At 34.9% G+C, this 15,720-nt stretch carries 14 protein-coding genes; 1 reads left to right on the forward strand and 13 read right to left on the reverse strand.

Translation table 11 applies throughout. The features are described from left to right. Window positions 1-248 precede the first annotated feature (248 nt). The 7 genes from ACFVR1_RS15635 to citZ all read right to left on the reverse strand — a co-directional run bounded on the left by ACFVR1_RS15635 (window position 249) and on the right by citZ (window position 8,403). Entirely contained in the window at window positions 249-1,463 is a 1,215-nt protein-coding gene (locus ACFVR1_RS15635; RefSeq protein WP_387585330.1) for a carboxylate--amine ligase, read from the reverse strand. 11 nt (window positions 1,464-1,474) lie between these two features. Beyond that, the gene (gene pnpS / locus ACFVR1_RS15640; RefSeq protein WP_387585332.1) at window positions 1,475-3,010 is read right to left on the reverse strand and encodes a two-component system histidine kinase PnpS; all 1,536 of its coding nucleotides are present in this window, start codon (window positions 3,008-3,010) and stop codon (window positions 1,475-1,477) included. Then, the gene (locus ACFVR1_RS15645; protein ID WP_387585333.1) at window positions 3,007-3,723 is read right to left on the reverse strand and encodes a response regulator transcription factor; all 717 of its coding nucleotides are present in this window, start codon (window positions 3,721-3,723) and stop codon (window positions 3,007-3,009) included. Before ACFVR1_RS15645 ends, pnpS begins: the two co-directional genes overlap by 4 nt. A gap of 75 nt (window positions 3,724-3,798) precedes the next feature. Beyond that, window positions 3,799-4,245, reverse strand: coding sequence for a hotdog family protein (locus ACFVR1_RS15650; protein WP_387585335.1), 447 nt, complete (start codon window positions 4,243-4,245; stop codon window positions 3,799-3,801). A gap of 584 nt (window positions 4,246-4,829) precedes the next feature. Beyond that, complete coding sequence (gene mdh / locus ACFVR1_RS15655; RefSeq protein ID WP_387585337.1) at window positions 4,830-5,768, reverse strand: malate dehydrogenase; 939 nt, start codon at window positions 5,766-5,768, stop codon at window positions 4,830-4,832. Window positions 5,769-5,942: 174 nt separating this feature from the next. Then, window positions 5,943-7,208: an NADP-dependent isocitrate dehydrogenase gene (gene icd, locus ACFVR1_RS15660; RefSeq protein ID WP_387585338.1), complete on the reverse strand. Its 1,266-nt coding sequence runs from the start codon at window positions 7,206-7,208 to the stop codon at window positions 5,943-5,945. A gap of 79 nt (window positions 7,209-7,287) precedes the next feature. After that, complete coding sequence (gene citZ / locus ACFVR1_RS15665) at window positions 7,288-8,403, reverse strand: citrate synthase (RefSeq protein ID WP_387585339.1); 1,116 nt, start codon at window positions 8,401-8,403, stop codon at window positions 7,288-7,290. 198 nt (window positions 8,404-8,601) lie between these two features. Between citZ and ACFVR1_RS15670 the strand changes: the two genes are divergently transcribed. Then, window positions 8,602-9,564 (forward strand): AI-2E family transporter, encoded by a 963-nt coding sequence (locus tag ACFVR1_RS15670; RefSeq protein ID WP_387585340.1) that lies wholly within the window; start codon window positions 8,602-8,604, stop codon window positions 9,562-9,564. On the opposite strand, the gene ACFVR1_RS15675 is transcribed toward ACFVR1_RS15670, so the two are convergent. The 6 genes from ACFVR1_RS15675 to ACFVR1_RS15700 all read right to left on the reverse strand — a co-directional run bounded on the left by ACFVR1_RS15675 (window position 9,548) and on the right by ACFVR1_RS15700 (window position 15,704). Further along, a complete protein-coding gene (locus ACFVR1_RS15675) occupies window positions 9,548-9,940 on the reverse strand; it encodes an FxsA family protein (protein ID WP_387585342.1) in 393 nt (130 codons plus the stop codon). The genes ACFVR1_RS15670 and ACFVR1_RS15675 overlap by 17 nt on opposite strands. Before the next feature lie 73 nt (window positions 9,941-10,013). After that, a complete protein-coding gene (gene pyk / locus ACFVR1_RS15680) occupies window positions 10,014-11,774 on the reverse strand; it encodes a pyruvate kinase (RefSeq protein WP_387585344.1) in 1,761 nt (586 codons plus the stop codon). A gap of 38 nt (window positions 11,775-11,812) precedes the next feature. After that, complete coding sequence (gene pfkA / locus ACFVR1_RS15685; protein ID WP_387585345.1) at window positions 11,813-12,772, reverse strand: 6-phosphofructokinase; 960 nt, start codon at window positions 12,770-12,772, stop codon at window positions 11,813-11,815. A gap of 404 nt (window positions 12,773-13,176) precedes the next feature. Further along, entirely contained in the window at window positions 13,177-14,130 is a 954-nt protein-coding gene (gene accA, locus ACFVR1_RS15690) for an acetyl-CoA carboxylase carboxyl transferase subunit alpha (RefSeq protein ID WP_387585347.1), read from the reverse strand. Further along, a complete protein-coding gene (accD, locus tag ACFVR1_RS15695) occupies window positions 14,124-14,993 on the reverse strand; it encodes an acetyl-CoA carboxylase, carboxyltransferase subunit beta (protein WP_387585349.1) in 870 nt (289 codons plus the stop codon). The genes accA and accD overlap by 7 nt, the downstream gene beginning before the upstream one ends. A gap of 78 nt (window positions 14,994-15,071) precedes the next feature. Then, a complete protein-coding gene (locus ACFVR1_RS15700; protein ID WP_387585350.1) occupies window positions 15,072-15,704 on the reverse strand; it encodes a FadR/GntR family transcriptional regulator in 633 nt (210 codons plus the stop codon). Window positions 15,705-15,720 lie beyond the last annotated feature (16 nt).

Consider the following 15,720-nt stretch of genomic DNA (forward strand, 5'->3'; position numbering starts at 1 on the left):
TGGTTTCAAAAATATGAAAAGAGCACGCGTCCTTAAAGTGCACTTTTTCTTCACAAATTACAGAGTGCTTTGGACGAAACTATTCATGTCTCCTAATTTTAACGGTGTAACCAATCATTTATCATTTAATTTAAAAAATAAAAAAGCTAGCAAAGTGCTAGCTTTTTTTGGTAAATCATTTGGAAAAGGGGTCTATTTCAATATAGCAAATGATTGTAAATGGAATGTGAAAATAATGTAAATTTCCCTTACCAATTATTATTTTTATACTTTTTATAGTAATTAAACTGTCTTGCTAGCAAAAAGAATTTTCGCGTCAAATGCTTATCCTTTTTATAAAACAATGGATTGCCCCACTTACCTTCTTTTAAAAGTTGTCTAACTTCCATTTGAATTTCTTTATTATCCACAAACTTTTTTAGCACAATTTTAGGAACAACAGTAAATAAATAATGTTCGTTTAACATTGTGAGTTCTTTTTCTTTATGATAAATTACATCGTCTACAAAATACCGAGCCATATTATGTCCAAGTGCAGTCGTATAATAGCTTGAACGCCCTTGTCTAATATTTACTTCAAAAACTTTAAACTTGCCATCACGTTCGTCAAACTTTAAATCGAAGTTTGCAAATCCTACATAACCTACTGCTTCTAAGAACCCTTGAAGTTTTAACATCATTTTTTCATTATATCTTGTAATAAGAGCAGTATAATTACCAATAGCGGTAACTGTATGTTCTTGAAGAACTACTTGTGCAAAAGTGCTTAACTGAGCTTTCCCTTTCGAACTCATATAAAAAACGGAATCCCACATATATGTGTCATCCCCAGGAATATAATCTTGAATGATTAGATCCTCCGTGTAACCACTTGCATTTACTTGACTAATAACATCATTTAGTTCTTTGTGATTTTCTACTCGGTAAACTTTTTGTTGTCCTGGAAATTTATTTTTATAATATTGAACGCCGTTACTTGGTTTAATAATTAGCGGAAACAAAACTTCTTCTATAAAAGGTTCTTTTTTTAAACAAGAATAGTAATATGTCTTTGGTGCGTCAATTCCATGCTCTTCACATAATTTATAAAAATTTGCTTTTACTAGTAAATTATTCATTAGTTCTTCCGACATATAGTTAAAGTTGTACATTTTATTTAATGCTTCTGCATTTTCAATGATTAATCTTACATAAAAATCATTTGTTCCTACAAGTAATAATTGTTTATCATTTTTTTTGTACTTCTCAGCAACTTGTGAGAGTACTGAAACAAATGCTGTCTTGTCCCAAAGATTAGAGTGAATTTCTACATGTTCGATAACATTACTCCACTTGGTGAAAGACATTTCTTCTTTCCCCACTAATATAGGCTTTATATTATATTCCTCATGGAATGAAATCGCCATATTGTATGCATTTATATCTGTCCCAATAATAATTGGGATAAAGGGTTGATTGTTCATATTGACCTCCGTTAACTTTTAACAATTGGAATAGATACAGTAAATATAGTACCTTTTCCAACTTCACTTTCTACTTCTATTAATCCGTGATGTGCTTCAACTAGATGCTTAACAATGGCAAGTCCAAGACCTGTTCCACCTGAATTTCTACTTCTAGCTCGATCAACACGGTAAAAGCGCTCAAATATCCGATTAATCTCTGATTTACTAATCCCTATACCTTCATCTCGAATTTGAAAAATCCCAAACTTTTTATTTTTATAGATATTAACATGTATTGTTGTATTTTTCGGAGAATAGGTAATTGCATTTGTAAGCAAATTCATCATTATTTGAATGAGTCTATTTTTATCTCCTAAAACAAAGAGATTTTCATCAACTTCTGTATCAAATTTCATGTTTTTTTCTTCCACTAAATGGGTAGTCATCTCAATACCACGATTGAGAATATCGCTAAGTTTCACCTTGTTTAAGTTTACTTCATATCCAACTTGCTCAACTTTTGATAAGTCCAACAAATCATTAATAAGCATTTGCAATCGATTGCTTTCTTTATGAATAATTTCTAAAAAAGAAAGCAAGGTTTCTTCGTTTTTATATGCTCCGAACAGCAAAGTCTCCGAAAATCCTTTTATAGAAGTAACTGGCGTTTTTAATTCGTGCGAAACATTCGCAACAAAATCTTTGCGGATTTGTTCTAATTTTATTAGTTCTGTAATGTCGTGCATAACAACTACTATTCCTAACCATCTTCCATGTTCTCCAATTACAGGAGCACCATACGCGTCCATATAATAGGTATGAAGGTTTCTTTTAATTTGTAGTTGTTCCCTATTCGAAGATTCTGTTAAAAAAAGCTTGTCAATAAATGCTTCCATGCTTTCAGGCAACCCTATTTTACGAAAAAGTTTACCATCTACATTTTCTAATGATATTTGCAATTGCTCTAAAAAGGATCGATTTACAATCGTTACTATTCCATTTCCATCAATCATTATTAATGCACTGCCCATATTTTCTATTAACGTTTTTAAACGCTCTTTTTCTGTTTCACGCATGACAGAAATGTCGTGCAAATTACGGGCAAGAATATTTATGGAATTACTTAACTTAGACATACCAGAAAAATCATCTTCGAATGCTCTAATTCTATAGTTTCCTCGAGCTAGCTCCATTGCAGTTTCTGTTAAATGATCAATTGGTTGAGCATATTTTCTAAATATACGTGCTCCAAGAATTAAAGCTAAAAGAAAAGCTGCTAATAATGAAAAAAACAAAAATAACCAAACTGAATGTTGCACACTTAAAATGTGATCATCTTGTAAGTTTGAAGATACCATTTGAGTAATATTTTTTTGTTCTTCTTTTGAAAGTTTAGTCGTACTTAAATAGGTGGAAACTGTTTCAATTTTCGAGTACATTATATTATTTACTGAGTGTTCCACAAAAACTGGAAAAAGCTGTCCAAGAACAATGCCTAGTCCAGCTAATATTACTCCAATTAATATAGAATAAGTACGCAAAATTCGAGATTGAAAGGTCTTCATGGACTCTTTGGCTCCTCAAATTTATAACCAAGTCCACGAATAGTCTTAATAAATATTGGTTTCCTACTATTTTCTTCAATTTTGTCCCTTAAGTGACTAATATGAACATCCACAATTCGAGTATCACCCGCAAAGTCATAATTCCATACTGCACTTAACAACTGGTCTCTTGTCAAAACTCTATTTTTATTTTCGATTAAATAAACTAATAACTCAAATTCTTTTGGAGTAAATTCTATAGGATTATTGTTTAATAAAACTTCAAAACGTTCCGGAAATACTTGCAGTGGTCCAAAAATATATAGTTCTTCGGAAGATTTAGAAGGTAGAATTTGAGAATCAGAAGACATGCCAGAGCGACGAATCATTGCTTTAACTCTTGCTGTTACTTCTCGTGGACTAAATGGTTTTGTCATATAGTCGTCTGCACCTAATTCAAGCCCCAAAACTTTGTCAAATTCTTCATCTTTGGCAGTAAGCATTATAATTGGTGTTTGAATTTTTTTAATGCGTAGCTCTTTACATACTTCCATACCATCCATATTTGGTAACATCCAATCTAACAAGATAACATCGGGATGATTATTTAATGCAAGATTTAAACCTTCCAGTCCATCGCTTGCTGTAATTACTTCAAATCCGGCTTCTTCTAGATTATATTTTAATAACGTTACAATTGAACTCTCATCGTCTACTACTAAGACTCTTTTCATTTTTTGGCCTCCAATTTGATTTGAAACCCCCATTCCAAATCAATCGACTAAAAACAGTTTCACATCTGCCAATCATTAATCTTCAAGAAGTGGTGGTGAAACATGGAAAGTTCCTTCTACAACTATTTGATCATCTTCATTTTGAGCGATTATGTTTATTATCACTGAATTTACATTTATGTGTATTTCTTTTACGACAAAAGTGAACTCAATTACTGAATAATGATATGTTGGAGTTGGAAAAGTAATTATTTGTTTAGTTATATGGGACCCAGGACCAGGTAAATATTTTGAAATGGCTGATGTAATAACCCCAGATAACATAATTGGTGGAACAATTGGTTTTTCATAAACTGTTTTGGATGCATAATCATGCTGAATATATAATGGATTGTTATCATTCGTTAACCCTAAGTATAGAAGTAAGTCTTTGTCTTCCATTTTCTCAGTAATGGTTAATTTTTCGCCAATTGAGAGTTCTTCAATCTTTCTACCCATTTTGCGTGTTTTCCCTAATAACAATATTTCATCCTCCAATCAGTAGACTACTTATATCTTAACAATAACTATAAGAAAAGCGCAAGCGCCCTTTAGGTGCATCTTGGCTTCTCTATTTCCATAGTGCTTTGGACGAAACATTGGCTACAATATTCTCAGAGGAATTATAATTTCTTCACCTTTGAAATACCGCTGATTTCCGCTTTGGCGGGCGCTTTTCGCGGGCATGGCATATGAAGCCGTCTCCGCTTCTTTATCCATGGATACTACCTATTTTTTATCAGTTTACTTGCCCATTGATAACAAAGGAATATAACATTTCCCTATATCGAAGAAGCACATTCTTTTTATTTGCACTGTTGATTGGAGCGGAAGGCGGCGACTCCTAGGGGATTAGCAAGCAAATCAAGACCTGGACGGAGCGCAGCGAAGGAAGCGGCTTGATGCTTGCCCCCTGGAAAGCGTCCGCCTGCAGCGGAAATCAATCTGTTCCTGGTATAAAAACTTATGTACTTTCTAAAAAAGACTGTAGACAACTCGTTTTTTCGAGTTTGCCTACAGTCGGAATTGAACTAAGCAGTTTTAACCTACTAGTTATTTTATTTACATTATGCTAAAACGTTCATTACTGCTTTAACTGAATCAGCAGATTTGTTCAATAGCGCTTTTTCTTCTTCTGTTAAATCTAATTCAATGATTTTTTCGATACCACCTGCACCTAATACCGTTGGTACACCTAGATAAATACCTTCCATACCATATTCGCCTTCCAGGTAAGCGATTGATGGTAAAACTCGTTTTTGGTCTTTAAGAATAGCTTCAGCCATTTCCACTAATGACGCGGCTGGTGCATAATAAGCAGAGCCATTACCAAGTAGATTAACTATTTCAGCTCCACCTTTACGAGTGCGGTCAACGATTTCATCTAAACGTGCTGGGTCGATTAGTGTTTCTAATGGAATACCTCCAGCGTAAGAGTATCTTACTAAAGGAACCATGTCATCGCCATGTCCACCAAGAACAAAACCAGTTACATCCTTTACAGATAAATTTAGTTCTTTTGCTACGAACGTACGGAAACGAGCAGTATCAAGAACACCTGATTGGCCGATTACACGTTCTTTTGGTAAACCCGATTCTTTATAAACTGTATAAGTCATGGCATCAACTGGGTTAGTTAGGACAAGAATTGTTGTGTTAGGAGAATTTTTAACGACCTCTGAAGTTACAGCTTTCATCACTTTTTGGTTTGTTTGAACTAAATCGTCACGGCTCATACCTGGTTTACGTGCAATACCAGCAGTAATAATTATTAGATCTGAGTCTTTTGTATCTTCATAGCTTGAAGTACCAATTATGTTCGCATCAAAACCTTGAACTGGACCAGCTTCAGCCATATCTAATGCTTTACCTTTAGTTGGATTTTCAGCTTGGGGAATGTCGACTAGAACAACATCTCCAAGTTCTTTTTGCGCAAGTAGAAATGCAGTTGTAGCACCTGTAAATCCGCCACCGATTACTGAGATTTTTTTACGTTTCATTGTCATTTTGAAACTCTCCTCTTATTCAAATGTAAAAAAAGTAAAACACTCTCATAAAAACAGTCTTATTTACATTTAATCACCACTCTAGGTAGAGTGGTGATTAAATGGTTTTTATTATATACCTACATTTACCAACTCTCAACCGTAAATACAGTTGAAGGGCTTTAGTAGAAATTTTTACATATTTTTAATTAGTTCATCCGCAAACTCAGAACATTTCACTTCTGTAGCTCCATCCATTAGACGAGCAAAGTCATAAGTAACAACTTTAGAAGCAATTGATTTTTCCATAGAATCCATGATTAGTTTTGCAGCTTCGTTCCAACCAAGATGCTCAAGCATTAAAACACCTGAAAGGATTACTGAAGATGGGTTTACTTTATCTAAGCCAGCATACTTTGGAGCTGTTCCATGAGTAGCTTCGAAAATAGCGTGTCCAGTTACGTAGTTAATATTTGCTCCTGGAGCAATACCAATACCACCAACTTGAGCAGCCAAAGCATCAGAAATATAATCTCCATTTAAGTTCATAGTAGCAACTACATCGAACTCTTTTGGACGAGTTAAGATTTGTTGTAAGAAGATGTCTGCAATTGAATCTTTCACTAAAATCTTACCAGCTGCAATTGCATCAGATTGTGCTTTATCAGCTGCTTCTGTACCTTGTTCTTTTTTAATTTTATCATATTGGTTCCAAGTAAATACTTTATCACCAAACTCTTGTTCAGCAACTTCATAACCCCAAGTTTTGAAAGCTCCTTCAGTGAACTTCATAATATTTCCTTTATGAACTAAAGTCAATGAAGTACGGCCTTCTTTAATAATATAGTTAAGAGCTGCACGTACTAAGCGTTTCGTACCTTCTTCAGATATCGGCTTGATACCAATACCAGAAGTTTCTGGGAAGCGAATATTTTTAACGCCAAATTCAGTTTGTAAAAATTCAATTAGTTTTTTAGCGTTATCAGTACCTTTTGCATACTCGATACCAGCATAAATGTCTTCTGTGTTTTCACGGAAGATAACCATATCTGTATCTTCAGGACGTTTAACAGGAGAAGGTACTCCAGTGAAATAACGAACTGGACGAAGGCAAGTATATAGGTCAAGTTCTTGGCGTAATGCAACGTTTAATGAACGAATACCACCACCGATTGGTGTAGTAAGTGGTCCTTTAATAGCGATTAAGTATTCTTGAATTACATCTAGAGTTTCTTGAGGTAACCATTCGCCAGTTTGATCGAATGCTTTTTGACCCGCAAGAACTTCTTTCCACTCAATTTTTTTCTCGCCGTTGTATGCTTTTTCAACAGCTGCTTCCAAAACGCGTGATGCTGCAGCCCAAATATCAGGACCTGTTCCGTCGCCTTCAATGAAAGGAATTATAGCCGTGTTAGGTACATTAAGTACACCGTTTTCTACTGTAATTTTATTGTTTGTCATTTTTTATTTCCTCCTACTATCATAATCATAGGGCCGTAAACACATTGGTGCTTCAGCCCTAATCTATTATAAATCCTTATTATCTTTCTTCAACAGGAATATATTTTTGCATACCAGGTCCAATATAATCTGCACGTGGACGAATTAAACGGTTATCTGAGTATTGCTCTAAAATATGAGCTGTCCAACCAGATACACGAGATACTGCAAAAATAGGTGTAAATAAATCATGATCAATGTTTAGAGAATGATACACAGACGCTGAATAGAAGTCTACGTTTGGCGGTAAATTCTTTTGACCAGTAACGATTTCTTCAATTTTCACAGACATATCATACCATTTAGATTCTCCACGAAGAGCAGTTAACTTTTTAGACATCTCACGTAAATGTTTTGCACGTGGATCACCTTTTCTATAAACACGATGACCGAAGCCCATGATTTTTTCTTTGTTTTCTAGTTTTGCATTAATAAATGCTTCTACATTATCAACAGAGCCGATTTCAGTTAACATTTTCATTACTTGTTCGTTCGCCCCACCATGTAATGGGCCTTTTAAAGCACCAATAGCGGCAACTACACCTGAATACATATCTGAAAGTGTTGCAACACAAACACGAGCAGTAAATGTAGATGCATTAAGTTCATGATCCGCGTGAAGTACTAAAGCTTTATTGAATGCTTCGATTTCAATTGCTTCTGGTAGCTCTCCAGTTAGCATGTACAAAAAGTTAGCAGCATAGCCTAGGTCTGTTTTTGGAGCAACTGGATCAAGTCCTTTACGAACTCTAGAGAACGCTGTCACTAGGGTTGAAAGCTTTGCTTGGAGTTTAATTGCTTTTAGATAGTTTGCCTCATCTGACATATCTTCTGCAGCATCATCATATAATGCTAGCATAGAAACAGCAGTTCTTAGCGCAGTCATAGGGTGGACTTTTGAAATTGGATAGGTTTTAAAATGGTTAAGTACTTCTTGAGGAACTGCCATATTATCGGCAAGTTGTTGTTTTAATGTTTCTAATTCATCAGCTTTTGGAAGGCGTTTATTCCATAATAAGAATACTACCTCTTCAAAGCTTGCATTAACTGCCAAATCATCAATATCATAGCCAACATATGTAAGTGTGTCATCAATAATAGAACTGATGGCAGACTGCGTTGCTACAACTCCTTCTAAACCACGAGTTGCTGTCATTTAAATCTCTCCCTCTTGTTCAGAATGAATATTTAAACATAAAAAATATGTGAAAAATATACTTCTGTTTATGATATGTACCTATCATTGCTTACAAACTTATTATAATCAATTTGAACGAATTTGTGAATGAAAACGCTTAAAGTTTTTTAAAAAATACTGTTTTATCTTCCAAATAGTTGAAAAGATTGGGTGAAAATGATTGCTTTGCAAATAAATAAGAAAGAAATTATATCGCAATGGATACCGATTGGAATTATTATACTAATATTATTTATAGCTTACCCATTAGCACTAGCAATGTTATGTGGTTATTTTTTACATCCTATTACTAATTTCTTTTATAAAAAGTTTAAATTCCCAATATTTTTAAGCGTTTTATTTACAGAAATTCTTATTTTAACTGGACTTCTTTTATTAATATTCTTTATCATTCAAACTCTTATTGATCTAATCCCGCTTATCCATAATCATGTTGTAAAATTGCCAGTAGTCGAATTAAAAAGACTTCCGATATTTTCATTGTTCGAAGAGGAATTTCAAACTATTGTAAATAAGTTAATGAATGATTTACTTATTTATATTACTCACTTACCTTCCTATTTTTTTGAACTTTTTCTTTTTAGTATGGGATTGTTTTTATCCTTACATGAATCATTAAAAAACCGATTTTGGTTTTTAGTATACTTTCCGAAAAAAACGAGGTTTTTTTGGGAAAGAGCATTAAAGAAATCTTCAGGAGTTATAAATAAATTTATCACGGTTGAATTTAAACTTTTTTTCTTAACTTTTATTCTTCTTGCTCTTGGTTTCACTGTATTAGGTCTTCCCCAACCTTTTAAATATGCCTTTTTAGTTTCTCTAGTAGATAGCATTCCTTTTTTAGGGACTGGCCTCATTTTGGTTCCACTAAGTATTTACTTTTTCTTATTAAATCAGCATACAGTAGGAATCATTATCTTACTTTTATATGTGTTTGTTCAGTTGACTAGGCATATTGTGGAATCCATGTTATGGTCCTCCTCTATGCACATAAAGGCTGTCCACGTATTCTTTTTAAGCGCGGCAGCCATTTTAATATTTGGAGTTATAGGAATACTATTTAGTCCATTCATTTATTTAATCGCAAACAGATGGATAGACTTCACAAAGACTTCATAACAATTACTTGACCTTTTTTCATTTTCTTACGAATCCATTTGTAAATAAATGGCTTAAATAGATTTCGTGTAGGACCAAACAAAAGTAGTAGACCTATAATATCTGATAAAAAACCTGGAAAAATGACAAATACAGAACCAATAAAAACACATATCCCATTGATAGCTGCTTCTCCAGGTGCTTGGTGATTTTTAATACTCTCTGAAACTTCTCTAAACGCCTTAAGTCCCTGTCTTTTTACTAAATAAGCACCAATTATTCCTGATGCTAATATTAAAAGAAACGTGGGCCCTATTCCGATTGTTTTACCTGACAAAAGTAAAATATATAATTCAATTACCGGAACAACAATAAATAAACTTATAATCCATTTCATATACTTACCCTCCATATATGGTAATTGCCTCACCGATTATGGTGAGGCAATTTTAAATAAGGATACCTTTTTGTTAAATGATACTTGCCTTGCCGTGGTAAATTACACCACTTTCAGCATCAATAGTAAGTTCTTGTCCGTTTTTAATTAAAGTTGTTGCATTGTTAACACCTACAATTACGGGTATACCTAAACTAAGTCCAACTACAGCAGCATGGCTAGTTAATCCACCTTCTTCTGTAATAAGTCCTTTACATTTTTCTATAGCAGGAATCATTTCACGATCCGTACCAAGTGTAACAATGATACTATCAGAGGTGTCCTTACCAAGAAGTTCTCGTGCATTATTAACAACAACTGCTTTTCCAAAAGTGGTCAGCTTTCCAATACCTTGTCCTTTAGCAACCATATCACCAATGACATGAACTTTCATCAAGTTAGTTGTACCTGCTTCTCCAACTGGTACACCTGCTGTAATAACTACTAAGTCCCCATGTGTTACATAATGATGAAGAATACTTTCTTCAACTGCAACTTCTAAAACCTCATCCGTCGAATGGGCTTTCTTGCCGACAATTGGGTACACTCCCCAAACAAGTGTTAACTTTCTAGAAGGAACACTAGAAGAAGTAACTGCAATGATAGGAACACCGGGTCTAAATTTAGAAATCATTTTAGCAGTATGTCCACTTTCAGTTGGTGCAATTACCGCTTTAACTTTTAAATTTATCGCAGTATGCGCTACTGCTTGGCCAATTGCATCTGTTAAGTTTACTTCACGAGCTTTACTTAATTTCGTAACAATGGATCTATAATCTATCGCATTCTCTGTTCTTTTTGCGATCTTGTCCATTGTTTGTACTGCTTCAACAGGATATAAACCAGCAGCAGTTTCACCAGATAACATAATTGCATCTGTGCCATCTAATATCGCATTCGCTACATCACTTGCTTCAGCACGTGTAGGTCTTGGGTTACGCTGCATTGAATCTAGCATTTGGGTAGCAGTAATAACCGGTTTACCTGCATCATTACATTTTTGGATTAGACTTTTTTGAACTAACGGAACTTCTTCCGCTGGTATCTCTACTCCAAGATCTCCCCTTGCCACCATAAGACCATCCGATACTTGGATAATCTCATCAATATTATCTACGCCTTCTTGGTTTTCTATTTTAGGAATAATTTGAATATGCGATCCATTATTCTTTTCAAGCAACTCTCTAATTTCCAGAACATCTTTTGCACGTCGAACAAATGATGCTGCGATGAAGTCTACACCTTGCTCAATACCAAATAAAATATCTTTTGAATCTTTTTCCGTTATACCAGGTAACTGCACAGATACTCCGGGAACGTTAACACCTTTATTGTTTTTTAAAGTCCCTGCATTTTGGACAAACGTTGTTATAACTCCTTCGTTCGTGTTAATTTTAGTAACGATTAATTCAATTAATCCATCATCCAGTAATATTATAGAACCTACCTGCACGTCCTCGATTAATTTCTCATACGTAATGGAAAAACGGCTGCTATTTCCTAATACTTCGGTCATGGAGATTTCAATTGTTTGTCCAGATTCTAACTCTATCGCATCGTTTTCCATTTTATGTGTGCGAATTTCAGGGCCTTTTGTATCTAATAGTATTCCTACAATTTTCCCTGCCTTATTTGATACTTCTCTTATTTTTTGAATTCTTGCTGCGTGTTCTTCGTGACTTCCGTGTGAAAAGTTTAACCGAGCAACATTCATGCCAGCTTCAATTAGCTTTTGTAGCATTTCCTCCGATTCACTTGCGGGTCCAATTGTACATACTATTTTAGTTTTTCTCATAGTCAAGTCCTTTCAATATAAAAGTTATTTCCATTCTTTTAAATGGATAACTCTTTTGATAATTGATACATTAATGAATCAAAAACTTCGCTCTTTTCAAATGCTTCATTCATATCATAGTCTACCACTTGATGATTCTGTATGCCAACAGCACGTCCTCCATGTCCAGCAAGTAATACTTCGACTGCTCTTGCACCGAATAAACTTGCTAGAACTCTATCACGCCCCGTTGGCGATCCACCTCTTTGGATATGTCCTAATACAGAAACTCTAGTATCAATATTAGCATGTTTCATTAGTTGAGAAGCAAATTCTGAACCACTCATAACTCCTTCTGCAACGATAATGATACTATGCTTTTTACCACGCGCTGTACCACTCTTTAACTTTTCGACTATTTCCTCTATATTAAATTCTACTTCTGGAATAATAATCGTTTCTGCTCCTCCTGCAAGACCTGCCCATAACGCTAAATCACCAGCATCTCTTCCCATTACTTCAATAATAAATGTGCGATCATGAGAAGTCGCGGTATCTCTAATTTTGTCTATACATTCAATCACCGTATTTAATGCAGTATCAAACCCAAGTGTATAATCTGTACCTGGAATATCATTATCTATTGTCCCTGGGATACCAACACAAGGAAAACCATTTTTCGTTAGAGTCATGGAGCCACGATAAGAACCGTCCCCTCCAATAACAACTAAACCATCAATTCCATTTGCTTTTAATTGTTCAACTGCTTTGAGTTGCCCTTCTTCCGTTCGAAACTCAAGGGAACGTGCGGAGAAAAGCTTTGTTCCACCCCTTTGAATAATATCGCCTACTGATCCAAGGGTAAGTAATTCCATATGCCCCTCAATAAGCCCTTGGTAGCCATGAAATATGCCTACTACTTCCAAACCTTCATAGATTGCTTTTCTTACTACAGCCCGAATTGCTGCATTCATTCCAGGAGCATCGCCACCACTTGTTAAAACGCCTATACGCTTCAAAAATTTCTCCTCCACCCTATGTATTTAATAACACAAGCTTAACACGAAATCTTTCAAAAAAAAATGCGTCTGAACAGACGCATTTCAGACTGTTGACATACTCAATAAAAATGAGCTTGACTACAGTCGTTTTTTTTATAAAAATAGTAAGAAAAATCGAGGGCGGAAAAAGGCACTCACTTTCTACGGACGAACAATCGTGCCTCCTTGGCTAACACGAGTTAATGAAGGCGTCGCCACAGGAGAAGACCTATTTTTTCCCCTTCGATTCATCAAGGAGTGTTCTGAGATAATATCAAAAAACCTTCAAAATAAGCAAGAAAAACGAATAAAAAATCTTACATTTTCGGTAAATTTGACATTTATGAAACTTTTTATCATCAAACTGACTCATCTAAACAAACTTACTCACTAAAAACCCCGATATTACTAAACTTATTATAACGGTCTTCTATTAATTCTTCTGCTGATAGTTTACTTAGCTCTTTTAGTGAATTAATAAGAGCCTCTTTCATATAAGTAGCTTGTGCTTCAGGATTTCTATGTGCTCCACCATGTACTTCTTTTATAACTGTATCAATAATATGCATTTCTTTTAGGTCAGGTGCTGTAATTTTCATAGCTTCTGCCGCTTGTTTTGCAAGGGATGAATCTTTCCAAAGAATAGAAGCAGCTCCTTCAGGTGAGATAACCGAATAAGTAGAGTTTTCGAGCATTTGGATTCGATTAGTAACACCTAATCCAAGGGCTCCCCCACTTCCACCTTCCCCAATAACTACACTAATTACTGGCACTTTTAAGCCTGCCATCTCTACCAAGTTTCTAGCAATTGCTTCACTTTGTCCACGTTCTTCTGCGGCTTTTCCTGGATATGCACCCTTTGTATCGATAAAACAAATAATAGGACGATTAAACTTTTCTGCTTGTTTCATTAAACGTAGTGCTTTTCTGTATCCCTCAGGGTGAGGCATTCCAAAATTACGCTTAATATTCTCTTTTGTATCTATACCTCTTTGATGTCCAATTACCGTGACAGGGTTTCCTTCTAAAAACGCAATTCCACCAATAATTGCTGCATCATCTCCGTATAAACGGTCGCCATGCAGTTCAATGAAATCAGTAAATAATAATTGAATATAATCTCTTGATGTAGGACGATTTGGATGACGTGCAACTTGGACACGATCCCACGGCTGCATATTATCATAAATATCTTGTTCTAGCTTTTTTAATCGTTCTTCTAACTTTTCTATTTCAGCAGTTAAATCTACTTCTGCATTCGAAGTATATTCTCTTAATTCATCAATTTTCTTTTTCAATTGTACAATCGGTTCTTCAAAAGGTAATGTTTTTACCATGCTGTGACCTCCTTACTGCCATGCATTTTTACAAGAAGTGAAACTGTTTCACGCATATCTTTTCGGTGGACTACAGCATCTAATTGACCATGATCCAATAAAAACTCTGCCGTTTGAAAATCTTCAGGAAGTTTTTCTCGAACTGTTTGTTCAATAACTCTTCGACCAGCAAAGCCAATTAACGCCTTCGGCTCTGCTAAATTTATATCCCCAACTGAAGCAAAGCTAGCAGAGACCCCACCAGTTGTTGGATGAGTTAATATAGACATATATAATTGCCCTTTGTCGCTATGTCTTTTTAATGCAACAGATGTTTTTGCCATTTGCATAAGGGATAATACCCCTTCCTGCATTCTCGCTCCACCACTTGCCGTGAATATAATGAAAGGCACTTGAAGCTCAGTTGCTTTTTCTATCGCTCTAGTAATCTTTTCCCCAACTACAGAGCCCATGGAACCCATTCTAAAATGTGAATCCATAACAGCTACCACTACTTTTTGTCCTTCTAATGATCCAACCCCAGTTAATACTGCCTCATTTATACCAGTCTTTTTCACATCTGAATTTACTTTTTCAGTGTAACTTGGAAAGTTTAATGGGTTAACAGTCTGAAGATGATCATCCATAGAAACAAATGAATTCTCATCTAGAAATATTTCTATTCGTTCAAATGCCGTCATTTTCATATGGTGATCACATGATGGGCATACTTTTAAGTTTTTCATTAAGTCCTTTGTAAATACGTTTTTTCTACATTCAGGACATTTCATCATAATTCCTTCCGGCACATCGTTTTTGGCTTTGTCCGCAGGAATTGCTACATATTTCTTTTTATGATTTTTTCTAAAAATACCTCGTACCATTTACATATCTCCCCTGTTCATTAGAAAAGTGCAAGGTGCCTTTTACTAAAAATTATTGCATCGGAAATGAATATTTCCTTACTGAATTAACAAAAGCCATTTATTGTATTGAGTTATTACAAGTTGTTCGTCTCTATTTTTTAAGCCACTTAGTAATTCTCTCCAAGTGTCTTTTTCTTCTATTCCCATTGGGTTTCTATAAGGTTCCCCAGCAAACTGTTTTAACAAAAACCATATTTTCAATGCAAGGCGATTATTAGAAGTTATAATAATTTCCCGAATGATGTCCTCACGAATTACTTCTTCATTCTGCAATTTATTTAGGAACGCATCCCAAATATATTGTCCTGATAAGTTTTCTGAGGTACATATTGTTCGAATTGCTTCTTTTTCTAATGTTTCTCTTGTTTTGTTTACATCTTCTTTTGATTTAGATTCTTGTAAGACAAAAGTAGATAATAACTCTACTAATTGATGTTTACGAAAATCGGAAAGAAATGTTCCTTCCCCTCTTCTAGTTTCAATTAATCCAAGTAATTCTAAACTTCTGAGTGCTTCTCTCACAGTTGACCGGCCAACTTGCATTCGTTCTGCCAGTTCTCTTTCAGAGGGCAGTTTACCTCCAACAGCTACATTTTCTTCCTTAATGAGCTCTCTCAGTTGTTTAACAATCTCTAAAAACCTTTTGCTTGAATTATTTTTGGGATTCATACATCCTCACTCTTCC

This window comes from Psychrobacillus sp. NPDC058041 (genome assembly GCF_042885655.1).
Taxonomy (GTDB): Bacteria; Bacillota; Bacilli; order Bacillales_A; family Planococcaceae; genus Psychrobacillus.